Source organism: Nocardioides sp. SLBN-35, from assembly GCF_006715725.1.
GTDB lineage: Bacteria > Actinomycetota > Actinomycetes > Propionibacteriales > Nocardioidaceae > Nocardioides.
This window is the reverse complement of record NZ_VFNU01000001.1, coordinates 5130809-5156153: the sequence shown is the minus strand read 5'-3', so window position 1 is coordinate 5156153 and position 25345 is coordinate 5130809. Positions and strand designations below refer to the sequence as shown.

The following is a 25345-nucleotide window of genomic DNA, read 5'->3' as shown; positions in this document are numbered from 1 at the left end:
ACACCATTGAGCACAACGTCCGGTACCCACACCGGCTCGCACCGCAGGGCGCGAGTGGTCGGAGGGACGGGAACGAAAGGTTCACGATGTCCCCCAAGCTCTCCGTGGGTGTGATCGGCGCGGGTCGCGTCGGCGCCGTCCTTGCCGCGGGTCTCCGCGCAGCCGGCCACCCCGTCGTCGCCGCCGCCGGTGAGTCCGATGCCTCGCGTCGTCGTGCCGCCGACCTGCTGCCCGGCGTCCCGATGCGCAAGCCGAGCGACGTCGCCCGCGAGGCCGACCTGCTGCTGCTCACCGTGCCCGACGACATGCTGCCCAACGTGGTGACGGTGCTCGCCGACAGCGGCGCGCTGCACGCCGGCCAGGTCGTCGCCCACACGTCGGGTCGCCACGGCCTCGCCGTGCTCGCGCCGGCCGCCGCGGTCGGGGCCCGCGTCATCGCGCTGCACCCGGCGATGACCTTCACCGGCACCGCCGTCGACCTCGAACGCCTCCAGGGATGCGTGTTCGGCCTCACCGCCGGCCCGGCCGAGCGCGAGCTCGCCGAGGCCCTCGTCGCCGACCTCGGCGGGCGCCCGACCTGGGTCCCCGAGGAGATGCGCACGCTCTACCACGCGGGCCTGGCCCACGGGGCCAACCACCTGGTCACCCTGGTGAGCGAGGCGATGGGCCTGCTCAGCGCCGCCGGCGTCGACGACCCGGCCGGCACCCTGCGCCCCCTGCTCGACGCCGCCCTCGACAACGCGCTCGCCCACGGCGACGCCGCCCTCACCGGCCCGATCGTCCGCGGCGACGTCCAGACGGTCGCGGCTCACCTGAAGGACATCTCGGCCAACGCGCCCGACACCGTGCCGTCGTACGTCGCGATGGCGTGGGCCACTCTCGACCGTGCCGTCACCGACGGCCGGCTGCTGCCGATCCGCGCCCAGGCGATCGCCACGGTCCTCAGCGCGTACGGCGACCGGCGGGTGCTGCACGCACCGCGGGTGGACAGCCTGTGACCACCGCGACCGTCCCGGCTGTTGCCCGCAGCCGGTCCGAGCTGCGCGACCTGCGGGGCACCGGCCCGGTGGTGTTCGTGCCGACCATGGGCGCGCTCCACGAGGGCCACGCGTCGCTGCTGCGGATCGCGCGCGAGCGTGCCGGGGACGACGGCACCGTCGTGCTCTCGATCTTCGTCAACCCCCTGCAGTTCGGGCCGACCGAGGACCTCGACCGCTACCCGCGCACCTTCGACGCAGACCTCGCCCTCGCCGCGACCGAGGGGGTCGACATCGTGTTCGCGCCGACGGTCGCGCAGATGTACCCCGACGGCGTCCCGCACGAGGGCGTCGCCACCGAGGCCGTCACCGTCCAGCCCGGCCCGCTCGGCGACCTGTTCGAGGGCGCCAGCCGCCCCGGCCACTTCCGCGGCGTGCTCACCGTCGTCGCCAAGCTGTTCGGCCTGGTGCGTCCCGACGTCGCGATCTTCGGCGAGAAGGACTACCAGCAGCTCGCGCTGATCCGCCGGATGACCACCGACCTGTGCCTCGGCATCGAGATCGTCGGCGCCGAGACCGACCGCGAGCCCGACGGCCTGGCCCGCTCGAGCCGCAACCGCTACCTCGACGACGAGGAGCGCCAGCAGGCCGCGACGCTGAGCCGGGCCCTGCGCGCGGCGCAGCAGCGGGCGTCGTACGGCGTCCCGGCCGCGCGCTGGGCCGCGATGGGCGTCATCAAGGCCGAGCCCGGCGTCGAGCTCGACTACCTCGCGCTGACCACCACGGGCCTCGGCGAGCTGCCCGACTACCCCGAGCCCGGCACCGAGGGCCGGATCCTCGTCGCCGCCCGGGTCGGCACCACCCGGCTCATCGACAACCTGCCGCTGCAGTTCTGACACCCAGGGGGATTCCCATGCTGCGCACCATGATGAAGAGCAAGATCCACCGTGCGACCGTCACCCAGGCCGACCTCCACTACGTCGGCTCGGTCACCGTCGACGAGGACCTGCTCGAGGCGGCCGACCTGCTGGCCGGCGAGCTGGTCCACATCGTCGACATCACCAACGGCGCCCGCCTCGAGACCTACACCATCGCCGGCGAGCGCGGCAGCGGCGTGATCGGCATCAACGGTGCCGCCGCCCGCCTGGTCCACCCCGGCGACCTGGTCATCCTGATCGGCTACGGGCAGATGACGACCGAGGAGGCCAAGGAGCACCAGCCGCACGTCGTCTTCGTCGACGCCGACAACAAGATCATGGCGACGGGCTTCGACCCCGCCGAGACCTTCGGCGACCCGGGGTTGTCCCGGGGCGACGTGACCGCCGGTCGCTGAGTAGCCTGCGGGGATGCTAGTGGCGTGTCTCGAAGATGACTTGCTGGTCCACGTGCCCAGGGTGCGTGCATCGCAAGGCGGCGGAGCGATGGCATACCGGGTTGTCTACCGAGCGACGCCAACGCAGCGAGGTGCGTGCACTGGGTGCGTGGAGTGGTGAGTGATCTTCGAGGCACGCCACTACAGACGTTGCGCCTGCCCGGGTGCCTGACCGCCCCGAGCCCCGGCTGGACGACGCGCGCCGACGTCGTCATCGTCGGCTCCGGCATCGCCGGCCTCACCGCCGCCCTGCGGCTGCGCGGCCGGGTGGACAAGATCCTGGTCGTCACCAAGGACGTCCTGAACGCCGGGTCGACCCAGTGGGCGCAGGGCGGCATCGCCGCCGCCCTCGGTCCCGGTGACACCCCCGAGCAGCACGAGCTCGACACCCTCGTCGCCGGTGCCGGTGCCTGCGACCGGGAAGCCGTGCGGGTGCTCGTCAACGAGGGCCCCGAGGCGGTCCGTGAGCTGATCGCGCTCGGCACCAACTTCGACCACACCGCCGACGGCGAGCTGTCGCTGACCCGCGAGGGCGGCCACCACCGCGACCGGATCGCGCACGCCGGCGGCGACGCCACGGGCGCCGAGATCCAGCGGGCCTTGATCGCCGCGATCGAGGCGGCCCCCGACATCGAGGTCATCCAGCACGCGCTGGCGGTCGACCTGCTGCTCGGCGAGGACGAGACAGGTACGACGGGCGTGGCGGGTCTGACCCTCCACGTCATCGGCGAGGGCGAGCGCGACGGCGTCGGCGCCGTCCACTGCCGCGCGGTCGTGCTCGCCAGTGGCGGCCTCGGACAGGTGTTCACCCAGACCACCAACCCGGTCGTGTCGACCGGCGACGGGATGGCGCTCGCGCTGCGGGCCGGCGCGACCCTGCGCGACCTGGAGTTCGTGCAGTTCCACCCGACGGTGATGTACCTCGGCCCCGACTCCCGCGGCCAGCAGCCGCTGATCTCCGAGGCCGTCCGCGGCGAGGGCGCCTTCCTCGTCGACGACGAGGGCAACCGGATCATGCAGGGCGTCCACGAGCTCGCCGACCTGGCGCCCCGCGACGTCGTCGCCAAGGCGATCATGAAGCGGATGCTCGAGACCGGCCGGCCCCACATGTGGCTCGACGCCCGCCACCTCGGCGCGGAGTTCTGGGAGCACCGCTTCCCGACCATCCTCGCCACCGCGCGCTCCTACGGGATCGACCCGGTCACCCAGCTGATCCCCGTCGCCCCCGCCTGTCACTACGCCTCCGGCGGCGTCCGCACCGACCTCCACGGCCGCACCGACGTCGCCGGGCTCTACGCCACCGGCGAGGTCGCCTGCTCCGGTGTCCACGGCGCCAACCGGCTCGCGTCCAATTCGCTGCTCGAGGGCCTGGTGTTCTCGCGGCGGATCGCCGAGGTGCTGCCCGGGGACCTGGCCCCCTGGCGCGAGCCGGCCGCGGACCGTCGTACCGCAGGGCTGGTCGCGGGTGACGTCCGTGGCGAGCTCCAGGAGACGATGAGCTCCCGGGTCGGCGTGCTGCGCACCGCGCCCGGCCTGAGCGAGGCGGCCACCGTGCTCGACAAGCTGGCCGGCCGCACGGCCGAGACCGTCGACCAGGCCTCGTGGGAGGCCACCAACCTGGTCACCATCAGCGCCGCGCTCGCCGAGGCCGCCGCGCTGCGTGAGGAGACGCGCGGCTCCCACTGGCGCGAGGACTTCCCCGAGCGCGACGACGCCCGCTGGGCCGGCCACTTCGACGTGACCATGGACGACGGCGCCACCACGGTCACCTTCGTCCCCGCGCCCGCGACCGACGGAGACCTGCCCGCATGATCGCCCGCACCCCCTTCGACGAGCTGCCGGCCACGCTGGTCGCCGAGATCCGGGCCGCCGGGCTCGACCCGAAGGCGGTCTACGACCATGTCGTGGTCGCCTTCGAGGAGGACCTGCCCGGTGGCGTCGACGATGTCACCAGCGACGCGATGCCCGACATGGGCCGGGCGGTCGCCGACTTCGCCGCCCGCGAGCCGGGCGTCGTCGCCGGTCTCGCGATCGCCGAGCTCGCCTTCGGCTACGCCCTCGGCGACACCGTCGAGGTCACCGACCGGGTCCCCGACGGCACCCGCGTGAGGCCTGGCGACGTCGTGCTCACCGTCTCCGGACCGGTCCGCGGCGTGCTCACCGCCGAGCGCACCGCCCTCAACTTCGCCTCGCACCTGTCCGGGATCGCGACCGCGACCTCGCTGTGGGTCGACGCGCTCGCCGGCACCCGCGCCCGGGTGCTCGACACCCGCAAGACGCTGCCGGGCTGGCGCGCGTTGCAGAAGTACGCCGTGCGGTGCGGTGGCGGGGTCAACCACCGGTTCAGCCTGGTCGACCGGGCGATGGTCAAGGACAACCACGCCGTCGCCGCGGGCGGTGTCGTGGCGGCCTACGACGCCGTCGTCGCCAAGCACCCGGGCCTGCGGGTCGAGGTCGAGGTGATGGACCTCGACGAGCTGCGCGCGGTCCTGGCAGCCGGCTGCACCGAGGTGCTGCTGGACAACATGTCGACCGCCGACATGGCCGAGGCGGTCCGGATCAACCAGGCCGCCGGCGGCAAGGCGACGCTCGAGGCCTCGGGCGGGCTCACCTTGGAGCGGGCCCGCGAGGTCGCCGAGACCGGCGTCGACTTCATCTCCGTGGGCGCGCTGACCCACTCCGTCAACGTCTTCGACCTCGGTCTGGACTTCCGGACGAGCTGACATGCCCCTGCTCGCCGCCGACATCGGCAACGCCCACACCGTCCTCGGACTCGTGTCCGACGGCGCGGTGCACGCCGACTGGCGGGTGTCGACGGCCGAGAACCGCACCGCCGACGAATGGGGCGTGCTGCTGCGCGGCCTGCTCGGCACTCGCGAGGACGAGGTCAGCGGAATCGCGGTGTGCGCGACGGTCCCGGCGGTCCTCAATGCATGGCGCGAGATGCTGCCGTCGCATTTTCCGGACATTCCGTGCGTCATCGTCGAGCCCGGTATTCGCACCGGTGTGCCCATTCTCGTCGACAATCCTCGAGAAGTCGGCACCGACCGCATCGTCAATGCGCTCGCCGCCGCCGCCGATTTCGAGTGCCCGGCGATCGTCGTCGATTTCGGGGGCACCGCAACGACCTACGACGTCGTCGACGAGCAGGGCCGCTACGTCGGCGGTGCGATCACTCCCGGTATCGAGATCTCCCTCGACGCGCTCAGCCGCGGCGGTGCCCAGCTGCGGATGGTCGAGCTGGTCCGCCCCCGCGGCGTGATCGGCAAGAACACCGTGGAGGCGCTCCAGTCCGGGATGGTGTTCGGCGTCGCCAGCCAGGTCGAGGGCATGGTCGAGCGGCTGACCGCGGCGCTCGGTGCCACGGCCGGCGACGTGTCGGTCATCTCCACCGGCTATCTGGCCCCCCTCGTCACCGACGAGTGCCGGTGCTTCACCCACCGGGCGCCGTGGCTGACCCTGCGCGGACTGGAAAAGGTATTCCTGCGCAATCGGCGTTGATGCATTCCTTCCCCAACTTGTGCAAGGATCGAATATCGCGTCGAGCTCGGCGCAGTCATCCTTTTCCTTTTCCTTTTCGAGGGAGCTCCGCGCATGGCACAGAAGGTCAACATCGTCCTGGTCGATGACATCGACGGAAGTGACGCCACCCAGACGGTCAGCTTCGGGCTCGACGGCGCCAATTACGAGATCGACCTCAACGACAAGAACGCCTCCAAGCTGCGCGACGCCCTGGCGGCCTACGTCGGCCACGGCCGCAAGGTCGCTCGCGCCGGCGGCGCGAAGCGCGGCGGCCGGGCCGCGGCCGCCGGCGGCACCTCCGCCAAGGAGATCCGCGAGTGGGCCCGCGACAACGGGTTCACGGTGCCGGAGCGGGGGCGGATCCCGGCCGACGTGCGCGAGGCCTACGAGTCCGCGCACTGAGCCTCGGTCCACCGATTCCCCGCTGCTGCGCGCCACCGCTCGCGACGCGGCGAGTCGGTGGATCGAGGCTGAGCCCGCGCGTCAGCGCAGGCCGGGGGGCAGCACCGGCTCCGGCGGCGGGTGCTCCCAGCTCGTCTTGCCGCGCTCGAGCTCGTCGTTGAGACCGGTCAGGTCGGCCTGGCTGCCCTCGTCGACGCCTTCGATCCAGCCGGCGGCGATGGCGAGCAGCTTGCCGGCGTCCACGAGCTCCCGGGCGGAGCCGGTGGCGACCTTGTCGAAGTCGGTCAGGATCTCCGCGACGATCTCCTGAGGACCCTTCAAGCCGTAGCCCAGGGGCCAGCCGCGGGCCCAGATGTCGGCAGGCGCGAGACCGTAGGTGTCGTCGGCCGCCCTGGCGAAGATGGAGGCGATGATCGGCACCTGGTTGATCCCGATGTCCTTGAGCGCTCCGGTGTGCACCTGGATTCGCTCAGCGGTGGCGACTCCCGGGTCGATGCCGGCGCCGGCATGGATGTGGAGGTAGTCCACCTTGACGGTGTCGATGCCCTCCTTGAGCCGTCGGGCGCAGTGGTAGAGCACCTCCTCCTGGTGGAAGGTGGCGCGGCGCAGGGTCAGGATCGCCTCTTCGAAGTTCTTGGCGACCTGCTCGGCCGTCGACGCCGAGAGCGGGGGAGGCGGAGTGGTCTCCGTGGTGTTCTCCGGGATCACGGCCTGCAGGAACCCGGCGACCGCCGAGGCGCCCTTGAGGACGGTGCCCGCGGGGGCCGGCACGAAGGTGCCGGCGAGATCGGTGAAGGCCTTGAAGATCTTCAGGCTGAAGTTGAAGTCGAAGGAGGGCGGCTCGTAGTGGAAGGCCGCCTCGGCCGCCTCGCACAGCTTCATGATGTCGACCCCGGCCTCCTCCCACAGCTTGGCCTCGCCGCCCAGGATCAGGGTCAGGCCGTAGGCGATCTGGCCCTGGTTCTGCATCACGGTGCCGGCCCGGACGGGGCCGTACTTGCTGCGGAAGGCGTAGACCATGTTGGAGTCGACGTCGGCGCCGACGTACTCGGAGAACAGGTCGAAGGCCGTGGTCCGGCTCGGGTCGGTGAAGGTCGGGCGCCACTCCTCGGCGCTCGGGCTGCCGAAGCCGCTGGTGGGGGTGAGCTCCTGGACCGCGGCGTTGGCCTTCCCGGCCTCGGTGGCGAACCGGCCGTGGTCGGGGAGGGTGTCCCACCCCTCGAGGGCGGACTCGATCCGCTGGATCCACGGCTGGTAGCAGGAGGTCCACGGGTCGACCTGGCAGATGTAGCCGGGCAGGTTGTTGATCTCCTCCTCGCGCACCAGCGTGGTGCCCGGCGGGAAGCTGGTGGAGGTGAGGGCGGCCCCGTCCTCACGGTCCCACTGACCGTGAGCGTTCATCGACACCCCGGGGACGAAGAACTGGACGATGCCGGTCGGGCCACTGACCGGAGGCAGCGTGTTTCCCGAGAGGGCGGGATAGGGGATCATCGACCCCTGGTTGAAGCCGGTGGCGGCATCGCCTTCCCAGCCCACTCCCTTCTCCTCGAACATCATCTTGATGGCGTTGTGGGCGATCCTCTTCTTGAAGTCGGTGATCGCCTGACTCGAATACGTGGTCACAGTCGTCCTCCTGCCCGATGGCCCCCCAAGGTCAATGTGCGACACGTGCCCGGCCTCGTCCCGGCGAAACGGGATCGGGACGATCGGGGCGGATCGGTCGGCGAGACCGTCCGTTCGCTGACAGCGGACGGATCCGGACGGCTGGATCGGAACGCGTAGGGTGTGAGCGGGGTTGTAGACCCTGAGAACAACCCCGTGCGACGTGTGAGGAGCGTGCAATGTTCGAGCGGTTCACAGACCGTGCCCGCCGGGTGGTCGTGCTGGCCCAGGAGGAGGCCCGCATGCTCTCCCACAACTACATCGGGACCGAGCACATCCTGCTCGGCCTCATCCACGAGGGTGAGGGTGTCGCCGCCAAGGCTCTCGAGTCGCTGGACATCTCCCTGGAGGCCGTGCGCGCCCAGGTCGAGGAGATCATCGGCCAGGGCCAGCAGGCGCCGTCGGGCCACATCCCGTTCACCCCGCGAGCCAAGAAGGTCCTCGAGCTGTCCCTGCGCGAGGCGCTGCAGCTCGGTCACTCCTACATCGGGACCGAGCACATCCTGCTCGGCCTGATCCGCGAGGGCGAGGGCGTGGCCGCCCAGGTCCTGCAGAAGCTCGGCGCCGACCTCAACCGGGTCCGCCAGCAGGTCATCCAGCTGCTCTCGGGCTTCCAGGGCAAGGAGGGCACCGCCGCCGCGGCCAGCACCGGGTCCGCCAGCAGCGGCGACGCCCCGTCGTCCTCGCTGGTGCTCGACCAGTTCGGCCGCAACCTGACCCAGGACGCCCGTGAGGGCAAGCTCGATCCGATCATCGGCCGTGCTCAACAGATCGAGCGCGTCATGCAGGTGCTCTCGCGGCGTACCAAGAACAACCCGGTGCTCATCGGTGAGCCCGGCGTCGGCAAGACCTCGATCGTCGAGGGACTGGCCCAGGACATCGTCAAGGGCAACGTCCCCGAGACGCTCAAGGACAAGCAGATCTACACCCTCGACCTGGGTGCGCTGGTCGCCGGGTCCCGCTACCGCGGTGACTTCGAGGAGCGCCTCAAGAAGGTGCTCAAGGAGATCCGCACCCGCGGCGACATCGTGCTGTTCATCGACGAGATCCACACCCTCGTCGGTGCCGGTGCGGCCGAGGGCGCCATCGACGCGGCCTCGATCCTCAAGCCGATGCTGGCCCGCGGCGAGCTGCAGACGATCGGTGCGACCACCCTCGACGAGTACCGCAAGTACCTCGAGAAGGACGCCGCCCTCGAGCGCCGCTTCCAGCCGATCCAGGTGCCCGAGCCGTCGATCGCCGACACGATCGAGATGCTCAAGGGCATCCGCGACCGCTACGAGGCGCACCACCGGGTGACCATCACCGACGAGGCGCTGGTCTCCGCGGCCACCCTCGCCGACCGCTACATCTCCGACCGCTTCCTGCCCGACAAGGCGATCGACCTGATCGACGAGGCCGGCTCGCGCCTGCGGATCCGCCGGATGACGGCGCCGGCCGACCTGCGCGAGTACGACGAGCAGATCGCCGAGGTCCGCCAGCGCAAGGAGGCCGCGATCGACGGCCAGGACTTCGAGGCCGCCGCGCGGCTGCGCGACGAGGAGAAGCAGCTCATCCTGAAGAAGTCCGAGCGCGAGAAGCAGTGGCGCGCGGGCGACATGGACGAGGTCGCCGAGGTCGACGAGGAGCTGATCGCCGAGGTGCTCGCCGTGGCGACCGGCATCCCGATCGTGAAGCTCTCCGAGGAGGAGTCCACGCGACTGCTCAAGATGGAGGACGAGCTCCACAAGCGGGTCATCGGCCAGGAGGAGGCCGTCAAGGCGCTGTCCCGGGCGATCCGCCGTACCCGTGCCGGCCTGAAGGACCCGAAGCGTCCCGGTGGCTCGTTCATCTTCGCCGGCCCCTCGGGTGTCGGAAAGACGTGGCTGTCCAAGACGCTCGCCGAGTTCCTGTTCGGCGACGAGGACGCGCTGATCCAGCTCGACATGTCGGAGTTCGGCGAGAAGCACACCGTCTCGCGCCTCTTCGGCTCGCCCCCGGGCTACGTCGGCTACGAGGAGGGCGGCCAGCTCACCGAGAAGGTGCGCCGCAAGCCGTTCTCCGTCGTCCTGTTCGACGAGGTCGAGAAGGCCCACCCCGACATCTTCAACAGCCTGCTGCAGATCCTCGAGGAAGGTCGCCTGACCGACTCGCAGGGCCGGGTCGTGGACTTCAAGAACTGCGTCATCATCATGACCACCAACCTCGGCACGCGCGACATCGCCAAGGGCATCAACCTGGGCTTCAACCAGGCCGGTGACGCGGCGGGCTCCTACGAGCGGATGAAGGGCAAGGTCTCCGAGGAGCTCAAGCAGCACTTCCGCCCCGAGTTCCTCAACCGCGTCGACGAGATCATCGTGTTCCCGCCGCTGTCGCAGGAGCAGATCGTCGCGATGGTCGACAACATGATCGCGGCGGTCGAGGTCCGGATGCGCGACCGCGACATGCGCCTGGAGCTGACCCAGAAGGCGAAGAACCTGCTCGCCGAGCGGGGCTTCGACCCGGTGCTGGGCGCCCGGCCGCTGCGCCGCACGATCCAGCGCGAGATCGAGGACGTGCTCGCCGAGAAGATGCTCTACGGCGAGGTCGGCCCCGGCCAGATCGTGCTCGTGGACGTCGACGGCGAGGGTCCGGCCGCGACCTTCACCTTCGAGGGCCAGAAGGTCGGGGAGCTGCCCGACATGCCGCCGCTCGAGACCGTCGCCGAGACCATCGCCGAGCCCGGCGACCTGGGTGACCTCGGTGAGGGCGACCTCCCGGCTGCCGGGAACGACTGACCCGGCACGAACTGGCGTCTGAAACACCTCGACCCGGCAGAAGTTCTGCCGGGTCGAGGTGTTTCTCGGGCCTGGGCGCTGGGTCCAGGCCTACCTCACGACCCTGATCCTGGCGACCGCGGCCGGCGAGGTGTAGCCCGCGGCATCGGTGGCGGTGACGTGGATGGTGTGCTTGCCGAGCCTCAGCTTCGCCTTGAACGGGCTCGCGCAGGGCTTGGGCTGCTTGCCGTCGACGGAGCAGATGAACGTGGAGCCGGGCTCGGTCGAGGTCAGCGTCAGCTTGAGCTTCGCCTTGGCACCGCTCGTCCTGAGGACCTTCTTGTACTTGCCGAACCCGGCCGTGGGCGCCGCGCAGTCGCCCTGCGACGTCGCCCTGGTCGGGCACTGGTCCTGGGTGACGTCGCCGAACCCGTCCCCGTCCGCGTCGGGCTCGACCTGGACGGAGACGTTGATCCGGAGGTTCGCCGCGGTATTCGTCACGTACGTCGAGCCGAGCGCGGGGTCGGGTCCCACGCCCGAGATGTACCTCATCGTGTCGCCCGCGGTCCCGGCGATACTGCACGGTGCGACCGCCGAGCCCGAGGGAACGCGCAGGCCGAGCCTGTCGCCCGCGGCCACGGAGATGCGGGCCGGGAAGGTGTTGAGCACGGACGGGGTCAGTGCCCTCGGGACGCTCGATCCGGCGATCGTGTACGTGTTGTCCGGGCCCTCGGGTCCGACCTTGAGCTGGACGATGCCGCCCGGGCCGGCGCCGGCCATGACCGACCAGGACGTGATCACACCTTTGCCCGGCACCGTGTAGGAAGGACTGCTCCCGGCGACCGAGTCCTGCCAGAAGACGGTGTCGGGGGCGCATCCCCCCGTGTCGGCGGGCGTGGCGGCGGTGCCGCCCACGGTGAGCGTCGGAGTGGCCGCCTGGCCGACCGATGCGTAGAGCACCGCGGCCAGGGGGAGGATGACGAGGGCTCGATGCGTCCGCATCCGGTCAACGTAGGGACGGTGCCTTACTCGGTCATCCCCAGATTTGGGGATGAACGCGGTCGGCTCGAGGCGCGGTCAGTGCGCGCCGGCGAGGTTGAGCAGCACCACGCCGAGCACGATCAGCGCGAGCGCGGCCGCCTTCATCAGGTCGAGCCGCTCGTCGAGGAAGAGCACGCCGACCACGGCCATGCCGGCCGTGCCGAGACCTGCCCACACGGCGTACGCGATCGAGACGGGTAGGTGCTTCACGACCAGCGCGAGCAGCCAGATCGACGTGGCGTACCCGGCCAGCACGAGCGCGGTCCACAGCGGGTCTCGGAAGCTCTGGGTGCGGGGGAGTGCGGCGCTCGCCGCGACCTCGACCCCGATGGCGGCCATCAGGAGCGCCCAGGCGATCGCCATGGCGCACCTTCCTCTCTGCCCGTCCTCACGGGCCGCGTGTAGCAACTGCTACATACTGTAGCACCTGCTACATTCGTGGGGTGGAAACGGCGACGGCACGAGAGGGTGACCGGCGACGACAGCTGGCCGAGGCGGCGACCGACCACGTCCTCGAGCACGGCCTGATCGGGCTCAGCCTGCGCCCCCTGGCGGCCGCGTTGGGGACCAGCGACCGGATGCTGCTCTACCACTTCTCCGGCAAGGACGACCTGGTCGCAACCGTGCTGCACACGTCGAACGAGCGGTCGATAGGGCTGGTCCGCTCCCTGCCCGCTGCGCCGTCGGTGCGTGAGGCGGTGGTGGCGCTGTGGGCCGCCTCGACGCAGGGGCAGCTCGAGCGCTGCCAGCGGCTGTACGTCGAGGCCGCGGCGCTCGGCCTGTTCGGCCAGGAGCCGTACGCCAGCGTGGTCGGGGACTCCAACCAGGCCTGGCTGCGCGCCCTCGCCGACCTGCTGGTGGCGGCGGGTTGCAGCCCCGCCCTCGCGCCGCGGGCCGCCAACCTGCTCGACGCCGCGATGATGGGCCTCCAGCTCGACCTGCCGCTCGACCGCGGCACCGCCGCCCTCGACCGGTCGGTCACCGACCTCGCCGACGCGGTGGCCGCTATCGCGGCATCGGGAGGCTGAGAAGGGCTCAGGGCAGCCGGTAGCGGCCGTCCGCGTCGACCGCGGCCAGGCCATCGGCGACGAGGGACGCCAGCGCCCGCTCGCGCTGGTCGGTGCTCTCCCAGGCGAGGTCCAGGCGTGCCTTCGGTACGGCTCCGGGCGCATCGCGCAGCACCGCGAGCAGCCGGCCGCGGCACTGACGGTCGGTGCCGGCGTACGTCTGCACCTTGCGCGGCGGCCCGTCGTACGCCGGGGCGCCGGCCAGCTGCCACGCACACAGCTCGGTGACCGGGCAGCCGTCGCAGCGCGGCCGGTCGGCGGTGCAGACCAGGGCGCCCAGCTCCATCACCGCCACCGACCAGGTCGCCGCCGTCGGTGCGTCCTCCGGCAGCAACGAGGCGCCCAGGTCGCGCTCGGCGCGGGTCACCGAGCGCGGCGGGAACTCGGTCCCGCTCACGGTGCGGGCCAGGACCCGTCGCACGTTCGTGTCGAGGACGACCTGGCGCTGCCCGTACGCGAACGCCGCCACGGCCGCCGCCGTGTAGTCGCCGATCCCGGGCAGCGCCAACAGGTCGTCGTACGACGCCGGGACCTCGCCGCCGTGCTGCTCGGTGATCGCGACCGCCGCGGCGTGCAGCCGCAGCGCCCGGCGCGGGTAGCCCAGCCGGCCCCACGCCCGCACCGCCTCGCCGGACGACTCGGCCGCCAGGGCTGCCGGCGTGGGCCAGCGGGCAAGCCAGGCCTCGTGGACGGGCAGGACCCGGACGACCGGCGTCTGCTGGAGCATGAACTCGCTGACCAGCACCGACCACGGGGTCGCCTCGGGGCGGCGCCACGGCAGGTCGCGGGCGTTCTCGTCGTACCAGTGCAGGACCGTCTCGACCAGCGGGCTCGTCGTCATCGCGGGGTGGTCGTCTCCGGGGGATCGTCGGGTGGCCAGTGTTCTGGGTGCGTGCATGGCAAGGCGGCGGAGCGAAGTCGTACTGAGGTCGTCCAACGAGCGACGCCAACGCTGCCAGGTGCGTGCACAGGGCGCTGGAGGCGAGTCCTCGGAGACGACCGCCCCTATTGTGACGTGGCCCCGATCGCCGGTGACGTCGGCGGGTCAGCCGGGATCGTGGGGCGCGGCTGACTACCGTCGTCCCATGCCCACGTCTCGCCAGCTCCCGCCCGGGGTGTACTGGCGGCGCCGGGTCTTCGTGCTCGGCATCGCCTTCGCGCTGGTGTTCGTGATCGCGCGCCTGCTCACCGCCGGCAGCGACGGCAGCTCGGGCGAGCAGCCGGCCGCGGAGCAGGCCGGGGGCCAGGTCCGGACGACCGGGTCCGACGAGGCGGGCAAGGGCGGCAAGGACGGCGGCAAGGCCGACGGTGCGGCCGACGGCGCGCAGGCTGGTGGGGGCGCGACGACGCCGGCCACCGTGCCCACGACGCCCACCCTCGCCGTACCCGACGGCGAGTGCTCGGCCGCGGACGTCCTCGTCACGCCCTCGATCGCGCCCGGTGCCGTCGCGGGCCGGGACGTCGTCATCTCGCTGTCGCTGCAGACCCGCGAGTCGGAGGCCTGCACCTGGCAGGTCGGCCCCGACTCCCTCGTCGTGAAGGTCGCCCGAGGCTCCGAGGACGTGTGGACCACCCGGCAGTGCAAGCAGGCGATCCCCGCCCAGTCGGTCGTCGTACGCAAGGCCGTCCCGAGCACCATCCAGCTCACCTGGGCCGAGGCCCGCGAGTCCACCGACGGCTGCACCCGCCGCGCCGGCTGGGCCGAGCCCGGTGACTTCACCGTCGCCGCCGCGGCCCTCGGTGGCGAGCCTGCGGAGGCCGACTTCGTCCTCAACGCTCCCGTCGCCGAGACCATCCAGGTCACCCCGCAGGACAAGCAGACCAAGAAGGCGAAGAAGTCGAAGACGCCGGTCAACTGACCCGGCGCGATCCCCGACGGGCGACCGCGGCCGTTTGGCCATCGCGGCCCGGGGCAGGAGCGCCCCCATGCGCACACGACTCGGGATCGTCACCACGCTGCTGCTCGTCCCCGCCCTCGCTGCCTGCGGTGGTTCGCCGGACGCCGCGAGCACGAAGGACTTCTGCACCACCTGGTCGGCCGACTCCGGCAACGACCTGGCCGGCGTGCACGCCCGGGCCAAGGCGCTCGAGGAGGTCGGCGCCCCGGGTGACATCGACGACGACGCCCGCGACGGGTTCGAGGTGTTCGTCGAGCAGCTCGGCAGCATCGATCAGGAGCAGCTCGAGCAGCTCGACCAGGCCGTGGCCGACACGGCCGGCCTCGCCGAGGTCTACGGCATCGACGAGGACGACGCCGCCGACGTCGTTGCGTTCTTCGACTACGTCAACAAGACCTGCGCCGCCGCGGATGCTGAGTCGCCGTCGGCCGGCGCTGGAGCCGGCGCCCCGGCCCGGTGAGCCTCTCCGGCGCGGGCGCTGGCTACACGTAGCGCTCGAGGATCGTCGACTCGGCGAGCCGGCTCAGTCCCTCGCGGACGCTGCGTGCGCGGAGCTCGCCGACGCCCTCGACGGCCTGGAGGTCGTCGATTCCTGCGGACAGCAGCTTCTGCAGCGTGCCGAAGTGGTCGACCAGGCCCTCGATGACGTTGGCGGGCAGCCGCGGCACCTTGGTGAGCAGGCGGTAGCCGCGCGGCGCGACCGCGCCGTCGAGGTGCTCGCCGGTGCCGATGCCGAGGACCTTCGCCACCGCCGACGGGTCGACCAGGTCGGTCGAGGACAGCTGCTCGAGCTTGCCGAGCAGGTCGCCGGGCTCGCGGCTGCGGCGCCGGGACGGGGCGTAGTCACGGATCACCAGCTCGCGCTCGGTGTCGACGCCCGTCACCAGCTCCTCGAGCTGGAGGGCCAGCAGCCGGCCGTCGGTACCGAGCTCGAGCACGTAGTCCTCGATCTCCCGGGCGATCCGGCTGACCATCTCCAGGCGCTGGGCGACGACCGCGACGTCGCGCACCGTCACCAGGTCCTCGATCTCCAGCGCCGACAGGGTGCTGGAGACCTCGTCGAGGCGCAACTTGTAGCGCTCGAGGGTCGCCAGCGCCTGGTTGGCGCGGGACAGGATCTGGCCGGAGTCCTCGAGCACGTGACGGGTCTCGCCGACGTACGCCGCGATGATCTGCATCGACTGCGACACCGAGATCACCGGGTGCCCGGTCTGCTTGGCGACCCGGTCGGCGGTCCGGTGTCGGGTACCGGTCTCCTCCGACGGGATGCTCTGGTCCGGCATCAGGTGCACGGCAGCCCGGATGATCCGGTTGACAGCGCCGTCGACGATGATCGCGCCGTCCATCTTGGCCAGCTCGCGCAGGCCGGTGGCGGTGAACGGTACGTCGAGCTCGAAGCCGCCCGTGCACAGGCTGTCGACCAGCCGGTCCTGCCCGAGCACTATCAGTGCTCCGGTACGGCCGCGCAGGATCCGCTCGAGTCCGTCGCGCAGCGGAGTGCCGGGGGCGATGGACGCGAGGGCCTCGCGGAGTCGGGGATCGGCCGACGTGACCACTGGTGCTCCCTGCTGATGTGCTGCTCGGACAGGTCTCACCCTATCCGCGCAGGGTGCGCCTCACGCCTCGATATCCGCGCACGGGGTGTCCTCGGATCCGTGGATGCCGGATCGCGCTTCCCCGAGCCGTCCTCGATCGCGGCCAGGTGGGGGTGCGGCGAGATCGATCAGCAGCCGATGGGTCCGGGCGTCGGCTGCCACGACGAGGCCGCGACCGGGCTGGGGAAGCATGTCCCGGCCCTAGGGTGCGGGTGAGGCGGGGTGGTCGGGGCTATTCGACCACCTCCAGCGCGTGCTTGGTCCGCCGGTCGAGGTGCAGCGCGACCAAGGCGGAGGCGACGTCGGCGACCTCGACCACTCGCATGCCGTCGACGGTCCGTTCACGACCGCCGCCGCGACGGGCGCCCTGGGCCGCGCCGGGGTCGGCGGGGACCACGGCCATGGCGAAGCCGAGCCGGGCGGCCTCGGCGAGCCGCTGGGGGAGGTCGCGGACCCGACGCAGCTCGCCGGAGAGCCCGATCTCGCCGAGGGCGACGACGCCGGCGGGCGGGGCGCTGACGAAGTGGGCCGAGGCGATCGCCACCGCGAGGGCGAGGTCGGCCCCGGGGTCGCTGATCCGGGCACCGCCGACGGTCGAGGCGAACACGTCGTGCTGGTGGAGCCGGATGCCGCAGTGCTGCTGGAGCACGGCCAGGATCATCGCCAGCCGGGAGCTGTCGATGCCGGAGGTGGTGCGCCGCGGACGCTCGGCGGGGGAGAGGGTCACCAGACCCTGCACCTCGGCCAGGAGCGGACGGCGCCCCTCCATCGAGACGGCGACGCAGGTGCCGGGGACCCGGCCGTGGTGGCGCTCGACGAAGATGCCGGTGGGGTCCTCGACGGTGCGGATGCCGTCGGGGCCGAGGTCGAAGCAGCCGACCTCGTCGACCGGCCCGAACCGGTTCTTGACCGCGCGCAGCATCCGGAACCGCGAGTTGCGGTCGCCCTCGAAGTGGAGCACGACGTCGACGAGGTGCTCCAGCACGCGCGGACCGGCGATCGCGCCGTCCTTGGTGACGTGGCCGATCATCACCACGGTGATGTCACGGCTCTTGGCCATCCGCACCAGCGCCTGCGCCACCTCCTTGACCTGGGTGACGCCACCGGGCACGCCGTCGACGCCGGAGGCGCTGATCGTCTGCACCGAGTCGATGACCACCGTGCTCGGCCGCACCTGCTCGATGTGGGTGAGCACCGCACCGAGGTCGGTCTCGGCGGCGAGGTAGAGCTGGTCGTGGATGCCCCCTGTGCGGTCGGCGCGCAGCCGGACCTGGGCGGCAGACTCCTCGCCGGTCACGTAGAGCGTGCGCTGCTGGGTGCCGGCGGTGCGGGCGGCCACCTCGAGCAGCAGGGTCGACTTGCCGACGCCGGGCTCGCCGGCGAGCAGCACCGCGGCGCCGGGCACCAGCCCGCCCCCGAGCACCCGGTCGAGCTCGGGCACGCCGGAGCGGTGGTGGACGGCCCGCTCGGCCGACACCTGGCCGATCGGGACGGCGGCGTTCGTGACGGGGGCGGACGACGTACGCCGGGAGGGACCGGCGCTCGCCACCGCCACCTCGGACACCGAGCCCCACGCCTGGCACTCGCCGCAACGGCCCACCCAGCGCGCCGTGGACCAGCCGCACTCGCCGCAGCGGTAAGTCGAACGTGTTTTCGAACCAGCCATGGCACGACAGTAGAACAGACCGCCGACGGAACCGTCCTGGCACGCGGCGGTTGTGGAAAGCGGCGGAGAACGGCGTGGGAGAATCGCGCGGTGGACACCCCTCGCCCGCCGGCCACCCTCGCCGACGTCGCCGAGCGGGCCGGCGTCTCCCGGCAGACGGTGTCCAACGCGATCAACAACCCCGACCTGCTGCGGCCCGACACCCTGGCGCGGGTGCAGGACGCCATCGAGCACCTCGACTACACGCCCAACCAGGCCGCCCGCCACCTGCGCACCCGCTCCTCGCACCTCGTCGGGCTGCGTCTGAGCCCGGCGCAGGAGTTCACCGCCAACATGGCGATGGACCGGTTCGTGCACGCGCTGGTCGAGGCGTCGCGCGAGGCGGGCTACCACGTGCTGCTGTTCTCCGGCGGCCGCGCGGCGGAGGGCGAGCTGCCCGACCCCCTCGGCGGGTACGACGACCTGCTCCGCTCGACCGCCGTCGACGCCTTCGTCGTCACCGACACCTACCTCGGCAACCCGCAGACCATCGGCCTGGCGGAGCGCCGCGCGCCGTTCGTGGCGTTCGGGCGCCCGTGGGACGACCCGGGCGCGGCCCATCCGTGGGTCGACGTCGACGGCGCCGCGGGCGTCGCGGCGGCGACCGAGCACCTGCGCGCGCAGGGCCACGAGCGCATCGCATGGCTGGGCTGGCAGCCCGGTTCGCGCATCGGTGAGGACCGGCGGGCCGGCTGGCATCGCGCGATGACCGCGCTCGAGCTGCCCACTGCCGGGCTCGAGGCCGCGGTCGAGGACGGCGTGCTCGCGGGCGGGCGTGCGGCGGCCTCGCTGCTCGAGTCGAGCGCTCCGACCGCGTTCGTCTGTGCCTCCGACACGCTCGCGGTCGGTGTCCTCGGGGCGCTGTCCGACCGTGGCCTCAAGCCCGGTCGAGACGTCGGCGTGGTCGGGTTCGACGACTCCCAGGTCGCCCAGGTGATGGGCCTGACCTCGGTCCGCCAGCCGCTCGAGGAGGTCGCGGTCCACCTCGTCGCCGCGCTCCGGGCACTGCTCGCGCCCGGTCGCGCCGCCGAGAGCGGCGTACTCCTCCAGCCGTCCTTGGAGGTCAGAAGCTCTTCGACCAGAGATTGACCGCGTAGTCGACCTCGAGCCCCTGGTGCTCGGCGAGGACCTGGTCGGCGATCTCGCGTGCGAACTCGATGCGTACGACGGCCTCCAGGTCCGCCCGCGAGGCGAACCGCCACCCCATGTCGACCCGGTCCAGCGTCCACCCGCGCACGCTCCAGAACCGCTCGGTCTCCTCGGGCGGGTCCAGGTGCGGGTAGCCGCGGCGGAACCAGCCGCCGAACGTGGACCGGGAGCCGTCGTTGTCGATGACCAGCGCGACCCCGCCCCGCCGTACGACGCGGTCGAGCTCGACCAGCCCGGGCTCGCAGCCGCGACCGAAGAAGTACGCCCACCGGGCGTGCACGACGTCGACCGACGCGTCGGGGAGCGGGACCTGCTGGGCCGTGCCCTGCCGGACCTCGGCGTTGGCGACCTGGCGCGTCCGCAGCCGTCGGGCAGCCAGCTTCGTCAGGCCGGCGTGCGGCTCGACGCCGATCACGTGCGCCGCTGTCTCGGCGAAGGAGGGCAGGTGGAAGCCGGTGCCGCAGCCGAGGTCGAGCACGGTGCGGCCGGTCCAGTCCGCACGCGCGGACATGGCCGACCAGAGCCGGCCGTCGGGATCGGCGGCGCGGTTCTCGATCTCGTACGTCGCGGTGTGGTGCCAGATGTTGGGGCTCGGGATGGCCCCGGCGACGTGGTTCAGATCCTCACGATTCCCGCGGGCGTCAGCACCTGGGCGGCGAGGATGCCGGGCGTGCCGTGCGGGGCGACCCACTCGACCTTGACGTCCTCGAGCGGCGCCTCGACGGTCTCCCCGAGCCACTCGCTGACCCGCTGCGGGTCGCCGGCGATCTCGATGCCCGCGAGCGAGACGGTGCCGTCGGCGCCGGTCGAGGGGTGGAGGTCGGCGGGGAGGTCCCACTGCAGGAAGAACGGCAGCTGCGGATCGGCGATGAGGCCGTTGATGCCGATCTGCTTCCAGCGCAGCTCGGTGCCGTCGGGGCGGTGCCGCGAGCCGGGGACGGCGGGGCGGCCGAGGCGCTCCTCGACGATGGTGATGTCGGGGACGGCGACGGCCCAGCCGAGCCAGCCGCCACCGAGCGCGGAGCGGGCCTTGACGGCCTGGCCGAAGGGGGCCTTGTCGGAGGCCGGGTGGTCGAGCGCCTCGACCACCTCGAGGTAGGTGCCGTCGGTGAGCGGCAGGATCATGTTGCGCGTGCCGAAGCGGGGGTGGACACCGCCGTCGACGAACTCACGCCCGATCGCCGCACCCAGGCGGGCTGCCGTGCTCGCGAGTCCGTCGGGGCCGGCCGCGTAGGAGAGATGATCCAGGCGCATGCCAGACATTCTGAGCATGCCCGGAGAGGTCCGACGAATCGGGGTCGCTGTCTCTTGATGTCGAGAGGTGGCCGGCGCCTCCCGGAGGCCACTTGTAACTAAGGGTTACAGCGCCGAATTTGGTGCAGCAGCACCGAGGTAGTGGCAACAGCGCCCGGGCAGATGGGGCGGACGAGCCGACTGCGATCTGGGCTGTCCCGCGCGGCATCGGCTCGCGGCGGCGCGCGGCTACCCGGGCGCTGTTGCTACTACCCGGGCGTTGTGGTGCTGGAATTCGTGCTGTAACCCTTAGTTACAAGCGGCTGGATCAGCGAGGGTCCGCGGGATGCAGCGCGAGGGCCGATCGCGAGCGCAGATGAGCCTCGCAGTGGCGCACCAGCTCGACGTAGGCCTCGTGCCCCATGAGCGCCACGAGCTCGGCCTCGTTGGTGACGTAGACCGGCTCGACGCCGACGTGTGCCTCGGTGTTGCCGGAGCAGTACCAGTCCAGGTCGTGCCCGCCCGGCCCCCAGCCGCGGCGGTCGTACTCGGTGATGGTGACCTCGACGTACGACGACCCGTCCATCCGCTCGATCTCGCGGAAGGTACGCCGGATGGGCAGCTGCCAGCACACGTCAGGCTTGGTCTCCAGCGGGTTGCGGCCGAGCTCGAGAGCGAGCCCGTGCAGCGCGCAGCCCGCGCCGCCGGCGAAGCCGGGGCGGTTCGAGAACACGCACGAGCGCTGGCCGTCGACCTCGTGCATGCGGGTCTTCCGCTCGCCGTCCTCGTCCTTCTCGACCCAGTCCTTGCGCTTGACCGGGCGGCCCGGGTGGGACTGCCAGTGCGCCGGGGTCAGCTGCTCGACGAAGCCCGCGACCCGCTTCTCGTCGGCCTTGTCGGCGAAGTGCGCGCCGAGGGTGCAGCAGCCGACGTCGGGCGAGTCGGCGTAGATGCCGGCGCAGCCGCTGCCGAAGATGCAGGTGAAGGACGACGTGAGCCAGGTGAGGTCGCACTTGAGGACCTCGGACTCGTCGGCCGGATTGGTGAACTCCACCCACGCACGGGGGAAGTCGAGCGGGACCTCAGGCACTCACCCCACAGTAGTGGCCGTGTGGTCGTGGGCGCGCTCCTGACTAGTACCGTGGACACATGCGTCTGGGTGTGCTCGACATCGGCTCGAACACCGGCCACCTCCTGGTGGTCGACGCCCACGGAGGTGCGGCGCCGCTGCCGGCGTACTCCTACAAGGAGCCGCTGCGGCTGGCCGAGCACCTCGACGACCAGGGCGACGTGTCGCCGACCGGGATCGCCGCGCTGACCGCGTTCACCGCGCAGGCGCTGGTGGTGGCCGAGGAGAAGGGCTGCGAGGAGATGCTCTCCTTCGCGACCTCCGCGGTCCGCGACGCCGGCAACTCCGAGCAGGTGCTGTCCCACGTCGAGGCCGAGACGGGGGTGCGGATCGCCGTGCTGCCGGGCGAGGACGAGGCGCGGCTGACCTTCCTCGCCGTACGACGCTGGTTCGGCTGGTCGGCCGGCCGGCTCGCGGTGTTCGACATCGGCGGCGGCTCGCTGGAGATCGCGGCCGGCTCCGACGAGCGCCCCGACGTCGCGTGGTCCCTGCCGTTGGGGGCCGCCCGGCTGGCACGCGCGGAGTTCGCGGCCCAGCCCGACGAGGAGCAGCTGCGCCAGATCCGGCGCCGGATCCGGGCCGACATCGCCCGCGACGCCGGCCACCTCCTGCGTGCCGGTACGACGCACCGCGCCTCCGCGACCTCGAAGACCTTCCGCTCCCTGGCCCGGATCTGCGGCGCCGCGCCGTCGGCCGACGGCCCGCTCGTGCCGCGGACCCTGCCGCTGGCGGAGCTGCGCCAGTGGATCCCCAAGCTGGTCGCGATGACGCCCGAGGAGCTGGCCGCGCTGCCCGGCGTCTCCCCGAGCCGCACCCACCAGATCGTGCCGGGGGCGCTGGTCGCCGAGGCCTGCATGGACATCTTCGACCTGTCGGAGCTGGAGATCTGCCCGTGGGCCCTGCGCGAGGGCGTGATCCTCGAGCGGATCGACAAGCTCAGCGTCAACGACCCGTCATGAGCGAGCGGGGCCGTCCCCGGATCGGGCTCTCCACGAGCTCGGTCTACCCGGAGTCGACGGCTCACGCGTTCACCTACGCCGCCGCCGTCGGCTACGAGGCGGTCGAGGTGATGGTCGGCATCGACGCTCTGTCGCAGCAGGTCGACGCCGTACGCCAGCTCTCCGAGCACCACGACATCCCGATCAGCGCCATCCACGCGCCCTGCCTGCTGTTCACGCAGCGGGTCTGGGGCGTCGAGCCGTGGGGCAAGCTCGAGCGCTCGGCGGCGATGGCGAAGGAGGTGGGCGCCGAGGTCGTCGTCGTGCACCCGCCGTTTCGTTGGCAGAAGGAGTACGCCCGCGACTTCGTCAACGGGATCGCCGCCCTGGAGGAGTCCTCGGGCATCGCGTTCGCCGTCGAGAACATGTACCCGTGGCGGGCATCGCGCCGCCGCCTCGAGATGTACCTCCCCGGCTGGGATCCCTCCGCGGAGCCCTACGCCAACACCACGATCGACCTGTCCCACGCGGCGATCGCGCAGTCCGACCCGGTCGCGATGGCCGAGCGGCTCGGCCCGCGGCTGCGCCACATCCATCTCACCGACGGCACCGACTCGGCCAAGGACGAGCACCTCGTGCCCGGGCGCGGCGACATGGGCGCCGACGCCTTCCTGCGCCACCTCGCGGCCACCGGGTTCGCCGGAGAGGTGGTGCTCGAGATCAACACCCGGCGCTGCACGACCCGCGAGGAGCGCGAGGCCGACCTGCGCGAGTCTCTCGAGTTCGCGATCGAGCACCTGACCGCCGTACCCGCCGACGCCGGGGAAGGTCCGTGACCGCGACGACGCGGGGCCGCCGGCGCGGCAACCCGGACACCCGCGCCGCCATCCTCTCGGCGGCTCGCGCCCGGTTCGCGGAGTCCGGGTTCACCGGTACGACGATCCGCGGGGTCGCGGGCGACGCGGGCGTGGACCCGGCGCTGGTGCACCACTACTTCGGCTCGAAGGACGACCTGTTCGTGGCCGCGCTCGAGCTGCCCGTCGACCCGCGCGCGGTGCTCGCCGAGCAGGTGGTCGGCCCGGTCGAGGGCGCCGGCGAGCGGCTGCTGCGCGCGCTGATCGGCGTGTGGGACGACGCCGCGACCCGGCCGGCCCTGCTGGCGATGGTGCGGCGGCTGATCGAGCCCGGCGGCGACGCCCTGTTCCGCGGCGGGTTCGTGCCGGTGGTGCTGGTGCCGCTCGGCCAGGCGCTCGGGATCGACGCGCCCGAGCGACGGATGCAGCTGGTGGCGAGCCAGGTCATCGGGGTGATCGTGCTGCGGTACGTCGTGCGTGCCGACGCGATCGTCGCGATGGACGTCGACGCCCTGGTGGCGGCGTACGCCCCGGTGCTGGACGGCTTCCTCGCCGGACCCCTCCCCTGACCCTTGCGCGTGCCGTCGCGGAGGCGCATTATTCAACACATGATGAATTCCGTCGTCGAGATCGCCGGCCTCCGTGTGGTGCGCGGCGGGACGACGGTGATCGACGGTCTCGACCTGTCCGTCGGCGCCGGCGTCACCGGCCTGCTCGGCCCGTCCGGCTGCGGGAAGTCCACGCTGCTGCGCTCGATCGTCGGCGTCCAGCGGGTGGCCGCGGGTGACGTCACCGTGCTCGGCGAGGCGGCGGGCAGCGCACCGCTGCGCGACCGGATCGGCTACCAGACCCAGTCCTCCAGCGTGTACGACGACCTGACCGTCCTCGAGAACCTCCGCTTCTTCGCCCGCGTGCTGGGCCTGCCGACCGCCGCGGCCGAGGATGCCCTGGCGTCGGTCGACCTGAGCAGCCACCGCGACGCCGTCGTCGGCCGGCTCAGCGGCGGCCAGCGCTCGCGCGTCGGGCTGGCCGTGGCGCTGCTCGGCAGCCCCGCGCTGCTCGTGCTCGACGAGCCGACCGTCGGCCTCGACCCCGTGCTGCGGCGCGACCTGTGGGCGCTCTTCCACCGCATCGCCGAGGCCGGTACGGCGGTCCTGGTGTCCAGCCACGTGATGGACGAGGCGGAGCGCTGCGACACGCTGCTGCTGATGCGCGAGGGCCGGATCATCGCCCACGGCACGCCCACCGAGATCAAGGAGTCGCAGGGCGCGGACGACATCGAGTCGGCGTTCCTCGCCCTCGTCGAGCACGGGGATGCGGCATGACGCCCCGGGTGACCCTGGCGATCGCCGTACGGGTCCTCACCCAGCTGCGCCGCGACCACCGCACCCTCGCGATGCTGCTCGTGCTCCCATGCCTGCTGCAGGCCCTGCTGTGGTGGATCTTCCAGGACCAGCCGTTCGTCTTCGACCGGATCGGGCCCGCCCTGTTGGCGATCTTCCCGTTCTTCGTGATGTTCCTCGTCACCAGCATCACCACGCTGCGCGAGCGGTCGGGCGGCACCTTGGAGCGGCTCTTCACGATGCCGATGGGCCGCCTCGACTTCCTGGTCGGCTACGCGCTCGCCTTCGGCGCGATCGCCGCCGTGCAGGCGGCGCTGGCCGCGGGCGTGGCGATCGGGCTGCTCGACCTCGACCTGCGCGGCCCCGACGCACTGCTCGTCCTCGTGGGCGTGGTCGACGCCGTCCTCGGTACGGCGCTGGGCCTGTTCGTCTCCGCCTTCGCCCGCACCGAGTTCCAGGCCGTCCAGTTCCTGCCGGCGATCGTGGTGCCGCAGATCCTGCTCTGCGGGCTGATCGTGCCCCGCGACCGGCTGCCGCAGGTGCTCGAGAAGGTCGCCGACGTGATGCCGCTGACCTGGGCGGTCGACGCGATGGAGCACCTCGCGACCACGACCCGCGCCGGCGAGGTGTGGCGTGACGTCGGGATCGTGGTGGCGTTCGCGGTCGCCGCCCTCGCCCTCGGTGCGGCGACGCTCCGGCGTCGTACCGACTGATCGGGTTCAC

Annotated in this window: 26 protein-coding genes; 17 read left to right on the top strand and 9 right to left on the bottom strand. The window is 72.0% G+C overall.

Annotated features, from left to right (window positions below; translation table 11 throughout):
* Positions 1-86 precede the first annotated feature (86 nt).
* The 7 genes from FBY23_RS24800 (at position 87) to FBY23_RS24770 (ending at position 6273) form a co-directional block, all read left to right on the top strand.
* On the top strand, positions 87-998 hold the full coding sequence (locus FBY23_RS24800; RefSeq protein WP_141800581.1) for a Rossmann-like and DUF2520 domain-containing protein: 912 nt from the start codon (positions 87-89) through the stop codon (positions 996-998).
* The gene (panC, locus tag FBY23_RS24795; protein ID WP_141800580.1) at positions 995-1873 is read left to right on the top strand and encodes a pantoate--beta-alanine ligase; all 879 of its coding nucleotides are present in this window, start codon (positions 995-997) and stop codon (positions 1871-1873) included. Before FBY23_RS24800 ends, panC begins: the two co-directional genes overlap by 4 nt.
* Before the next feature lie 17 nt (positions 1874-1890).
* Positions 1891-2310 carry an aspartate 1-decarboxylase gene (panD, locus tag FBY23_RS24790; RefSeq protein ID WP_139624442.1) on the top strand — a complete coding sequence of 140 codons (420 nt, stop codon included), beginning with the start codon at positions 1891-1893 and terminating at the stop codon, positions 2308-2310.
* A gap of 156 nt (positions 2311-2466) precedes the next feature.
* Entirely contained in the window at positions 2467-4161 is a 1695-nt protein-coding gene (locus tag FBY23_RS24785) for an L-aspartate oxidase (protein ID WP_260806540.1), read from the top strand.
* Entirely contained in the window at positions 4158-5072 is a 915-nt protein-coding gene (gene nadC, locus FBY23_RS24780) for a carboxylating nicotinate-nucleotide diphosphorylase (RefSeq protein ID WP_141800579.1), read from the top strand. Before FBY23_RS24785 ends, nadC begins: the two co-directional genes overlap by 4 nt.
* 1 nt (position 5073) lies before the next feature.
* On the top strand, positions 5074-5850 hold the full coding sequence (locus FBY23_RS24775) for a type III pantothenate kinase (RefSeq protein WP_141800578.1): 777 nt from the start codon (positions 5074-5076) through the stop codon (positions 5848-5850).
* Between the two features lie 93 nt (positions 5851-5943).
* Positions 5944-6273: an Lsr2 family protein gene (locus FBY23_RS24770; RefSeq protein ID WP_141800577.1), complete on the top strand. Its 330-nt coding sequence runs from the start codon at positions 5944-5946 to the stop codon at positions 6271-6273.
* Positions 6274-6354: 81 nt separating this feature from the next.
* Here the strand turns inward: FBY23_RS24770 and FBY23_RS24765 are convergent, their stop codons facing one another.
* A complete protein-coding gene (locus tag FBY23_RS24765; protein ID WP_141800576.1) occupies positions 6355-7896 on the bottom strand; it encodes a hypothetical protein in 1542 nt (513 codons plus the stop codon).
* A gap of 218 nt (positions 7897-8114) precedes the next feature.
* Between FBY23_RS24765 and FBY23_RS24760 the strand changes: the two genes are divergently transcribed.
* Positions 8115-10691: an ATP-dependent Clp protease ATP-binding subunit gene (locus FBY23_RS24760; protein ID WP_141800575.1), complete on the top strand. Its 2577-nt coding sequence runs from the start codon at positions 8115-8117 to the stop codon at positions 10689-10691.
* Between the two features lie 90 nt (positions 10692-10781).
* On the opposite strand, the gene FBY23_RS24755 is transcribed toward FBY23_RS24760, so the two are convergent.
* Positions 10782-11672, bottom strand: a complete 891-nt coding sequence (locus FBY23_RS24755; RefSeq protein ID WP_141800574.1) for a hypothetical protein — start codon at positions 11670-11672, stop codon at positions 10782-10784.
* A gap of 75 nt (positions 11673-11747) precedes the next feature.
* A complete protein-coding gene (locus FBY23_RS24750; protein WP_141800573.1) occupies positions 11748-12074 on the bottom strand; it encodes a multidrug efflux SMR transporter in 327 nt (108 codons plus the stop codon).
* Between the two features lie 80 nt (positions 12075-12154).
* Between FBY23_RS24750 and FBY23_RS24745 the strand changes: the two genes are divergently transcribed.
* On the top strand, positions 12155-12739 hold the full coding sequence (locus FBY23_RS24745; RefSeq protein WP_260806539.1) for a TetR/AcrR family transcriptional regulator: 585 nt from the start codon (positions 12155-12157) through the stop codon (positions 12737-12739).
* Positions 12740-12746: 7 nt separating this feature from the next.
* On the opposite strand, the gene FBY23_RS24740 is transcribed toward FBY23_RS24745, so the two are convergent.
* Positions 12747-13619: an A/G-specific adenine glycosylase gene (locus FBY23_RS24740; RefSeq protein WP_186348244.1), complete on the bottom strand. Its 873-nt coding sequence runs from the start codon at positions 13617-13619 to the stop codon at positions 12747-12749.
* A 244-nt stretch (positions 13620-13863) separates the two neighbouring features.
* Here FBY23_RS24740 and FBY23_RS24735 point away from each other — a divergent pair, with 244 nt between their 5' ends.
* Together FBY23_RS24735 and FBY23_RS24730 are read left to right on the top strand one after the other, a co-directional pair.
* The gene (locus tag FBY23_RS24735; protein ID WP_141800571.1) at positions 13864-14637 is read left to right on the top strand and encodes a hypothetical protein; all 774 of its coding nucleotides are present in this window, start codon (positions 13864-13866) and stop codon (positions 14635-14637) included.
* A 67-nt stretch (positions 14638-14704) separates the two neighbouring features.
* Entirely contained in the window at positions 14705-15136 is a 432-nt protein-coding gene (locus FBY23_RS24730; protein ID WP_141800570.1) for a hypothetical protein, read from the top strand.
* Positions 15137-15158: 22 nt separating this feature from the next.
* Here the strand turns inward: FBY23_RS24730 and disA are convergent, their stop codons facing one another.
* Positions 15159-16232 (bottom strand): DNA integrity scanning diadenylate cyclase DisA, encoded by a 1074-nt coding sequence (disA, locus tag FBY23_RS24725; RefSeq protein ID WP_141800569.1) that lies wholly within the window; start codon positions 16230-16232, stop codon positions 15159-15161.
* 271 nt (positions 16233-16503) lie between these two features.
* Positions 16504-17937 (bottom strand): DNA repair protein RadA, encoded by a 1434-nt coding sequence (gene radA, locus FBY23_RS24720; protein ID WP_141800568.1) that lies wholly within the window; start codon positions 17935-17937, stop codon positions 16504-16506.
* A gap of 90 nt (positions 17938-18027) precedes the next feature.
* On the opposite strand from radA, the gene FBY23_RS24715 reads away from it, so the two are divergent.
* On the top strand, positions 18028-19065 hold the full coding sequence (locus FBY23_RS24715) for a LacI family DNA-binding transcriptional regulator (protein ID WP_141800567.1): 1038 nt from the start codon (positions 18028-18030) through the stop codon (positions 19063-19065).
* Here the strand turns inward: FBY23_RS24715 and FBY23_RS24710 are convergent.
* The 3 genes from FBY23_RS24710 to FBY23_RS24700 all read right to left on the bottom strand — a co-directional run bounded on the left by FBY23_RS24710 (position 19040) and on the right by FBY23_RS24700 (position 21448).
* Positions 19040-19636 carry a class I SAM-dependent methyltransferase gene (locus FBY23_RS24710; RefSeq protein ID WP_260806538.1) on the bottom strand — a complete coding sequence of 199 codons (597 nt, stop codon included), beginning with the start codon at positions 19634-19636 and terminating at the stop codon, positions 19040-19042. The two genes, FBY23_RS24715 and FBY23_RS24710, sit on opposite strands and share 26 nt — an antisense overlap.
* A gap of 104 nt (positions 19637-19740) precedes the next feature.
* Positions 19741-20379, bottom strand: coding sequence for a VOC family protein (locus tag FBY23_RS24705; RefSeq protein ID WP_141800566.1), 639 nt, complete (start codon positions 20377-20379; stop codon positions 19741-19743).
* Between the two features lie 307 nt (positions 20380-20686).
* Entirely contained in the window at positions 20687-21448 is a 762-nt protein-coding gene (locus tag FBY23_RS24700; RefSeq protein ID WP_141800565.1) for a hypothetical protein, read from the bottom strand.
* 59 nt (positions 21449-21507) lie between these two features.
* On the opposite strand from FBY23_RS24700, the gene FBY23_RS24695 reads away from it, so the two are divergent.
* The 5 genes from FBY23_RS24695 to FBY23_RS24675 are packed head-to-tail and all read left to right on the top strand — an operon-like array spanning position 21508 to position 25335.
* Positions 21508-22446, top strand: a complete 939-nt coding sequence (locus FBY23_RS24695) for a Ppx/GppA phosphatase family protein (RefSeq protein WP_141800564.1) — start codon at positions 21508-21510, stop codon at positions 22444-22446.
* Positions 22443-23261, top strand: a complete 819-nt coding sequence (locus tag FBY23_RS24690; RefSeq protein ID WP_141800563.1) for a sugar phosphate isomerase/epimerase — start codon at positions 22443-22445, stop codon at positions 23259-23261. Before FBY23_RS24695 ends, FBY23_RS24690 begins: the two co-directional genes overlap by 4 nt.
* Positions 23258-23848, top strand: a complete 591-nt coding sequence (locus FBY23_RS24685; RefSeq protein ID WP_141800562.1) for a TetR/AcrR family transcriptional regulator — start codon at positions 23258-23260, stop codon at positions 23846-23848. Before FBY23_RS24690 ends, FBY23_RS24685 begins: the two co-directional genes overlap by 4 nt.
* Before the next feature lie 39 nt (positions 23849-23887).
* Positions 23888-24604, top strand: a complete 717-nt coding sequence (locus FBY23_RS24680; protein ID WP_141800561.1) for an ABC transporter ATP-binding protein — start codon at positions 23888-23890, stop codon at positions 24602-24604.
* A complete protein-coding gene (locus FBY23_RS24675) occupies positions 24601-25335 on the top strand; it encodes an ABC transporter permease (RefSeq protein ID WP_141800560.1) in 735 nt (244 codons plus the stop codon). Before FBY23_RS24680 ends, FBY23_RS24675 begins: the two co-directional genes overlap by 4 nt.
* Positions 25336-25345: the final 10 nt, after the last annotated feature.

Bases quoted from the DNA above. Each gene is read 5' to 3' on its own strand.
- FBY23_RS24800 (WP_141800581.1), top strand. From the start codon at position 87: ATGTCCCCCAAGCTCTCCGTGGGTGTGATCGGCGCGGGTCGCGTCGGC.
- panD (WP_139624442.1), top strand. From the start codon at position 1,891: ATGCTGCGCACCATGATGAAGAGCAAGATCCACCGTGCGACCGTCACC.
- nadC (WP_141800579.1), top strand. From the start codon at position 4,158: ATGATCGCCCGCACCCCCTTCGACGAGCTGCCGGCCACGCTGGTCGCC.
- FBY23_RS24775 (WP_141800578.1), top strand. From the start codon at position 5,074: ATGCCCCTGCTCGCCGCCGACATCGGCAACGCCCACACCGTCCTCGGA.
- FBY23_RS24770 (WP_141800577.1), top strand. From the start codon at position 5,944: ATGGCACAGAAGGTCAACATCGTCCTGGTCGATGACATCGACGGAAGT.
- FBY23_RS24760 (WP_141800575.1), top strand. From the start codon at position 8,115: ATGTTCGAGCGGTTCACAGACCGTGCCCGCCGGGTGGTCGTGCTGGCC.
- FBY23_RS24755 (WP_141800574.1), bottom strand. From the start codon at position 11,672: ATGCGGACGCATCGAGCCCTCGTCATCCTCCCCCTGGCCGCGGTGCTC.
- FBY23_RS24750 (WP_141800573.1), bottom strand. From the start codon at position 12,074: ATGGCGATCGCCTGGGCGCTCCTGATGGCCGCCATCGGGGTCGAGGTC.
- FBY23_RS24740 (WP_186348244.1), bottom strand. From the start codon at position 13,619: ATGACGACGAGCCCGCTGGTCGAGACGGTCCTGCACTGGTACGACGAG.
- FBY23_RS24735 (WP_141800571.1), top strand. From the start codon at position 13,864: ATGCCCACGTCTCGCCAGCTCCCGCCCGGGGTGTACTGGCGGCGCCGG.
- FBY23_RS24730 (WP_141800570.1), top strand. From the start codon at position 14,705: ATGCGCACACGACTCGGGATCGTCACCACGCTGCTGCTCGTCCCCGCC.
- radA (WP_141800568.1), bottom strand. From the start codon at position 17,937: ATGGCTGGTTCGAAAACACGTTCGACTTACCGCTGCGGCGAGTGCGGC.
- FBY23_RS24710 (WP_260806538.1), bottom strand. From the start codon at position 19,636: ATGTCCGCGCGTGCGGACTGGACCGGCCGCACCGTGCTCGACCTCGGC.
- FBY23_RS24705 (WP_141800566.1), bottom strand. From the start codon at position 20,379: ATGCGCCTGGATCATCTCTCCTACGCGGCCGGCCCCGACGGACTCGCG.
- FBY23_RS24695 (WP_141800564.1), top strand. From the start codon at position 21,508: ATGCGTCTGGGTGTGCTCGACATCGGCTCGAACACCGGCCACCTCCTG.
- FBY23_RS24690 (WP_141800563.1), top strand. From the start codon at position 22,443: ATGAGCGAGCGGGGCCGTCCCCGGATCGGGCTCTCCACGAGCTCGGTC.
- FBY23_RS24680 (WP_141800561.1), top strand. From the start codon at position 23,888: ATGATGAATTCCGTCGTCGAGATCGCCGGCCTCCGTGTGGTGCGCGGC.
- FBY23_RS24675 (WP_141800560.1), top strand. From the start codon at position 24,601: ATGACGCCCCGGGTGACCCTGGCGATCGCCGTACGGGTCCTCACCCAG.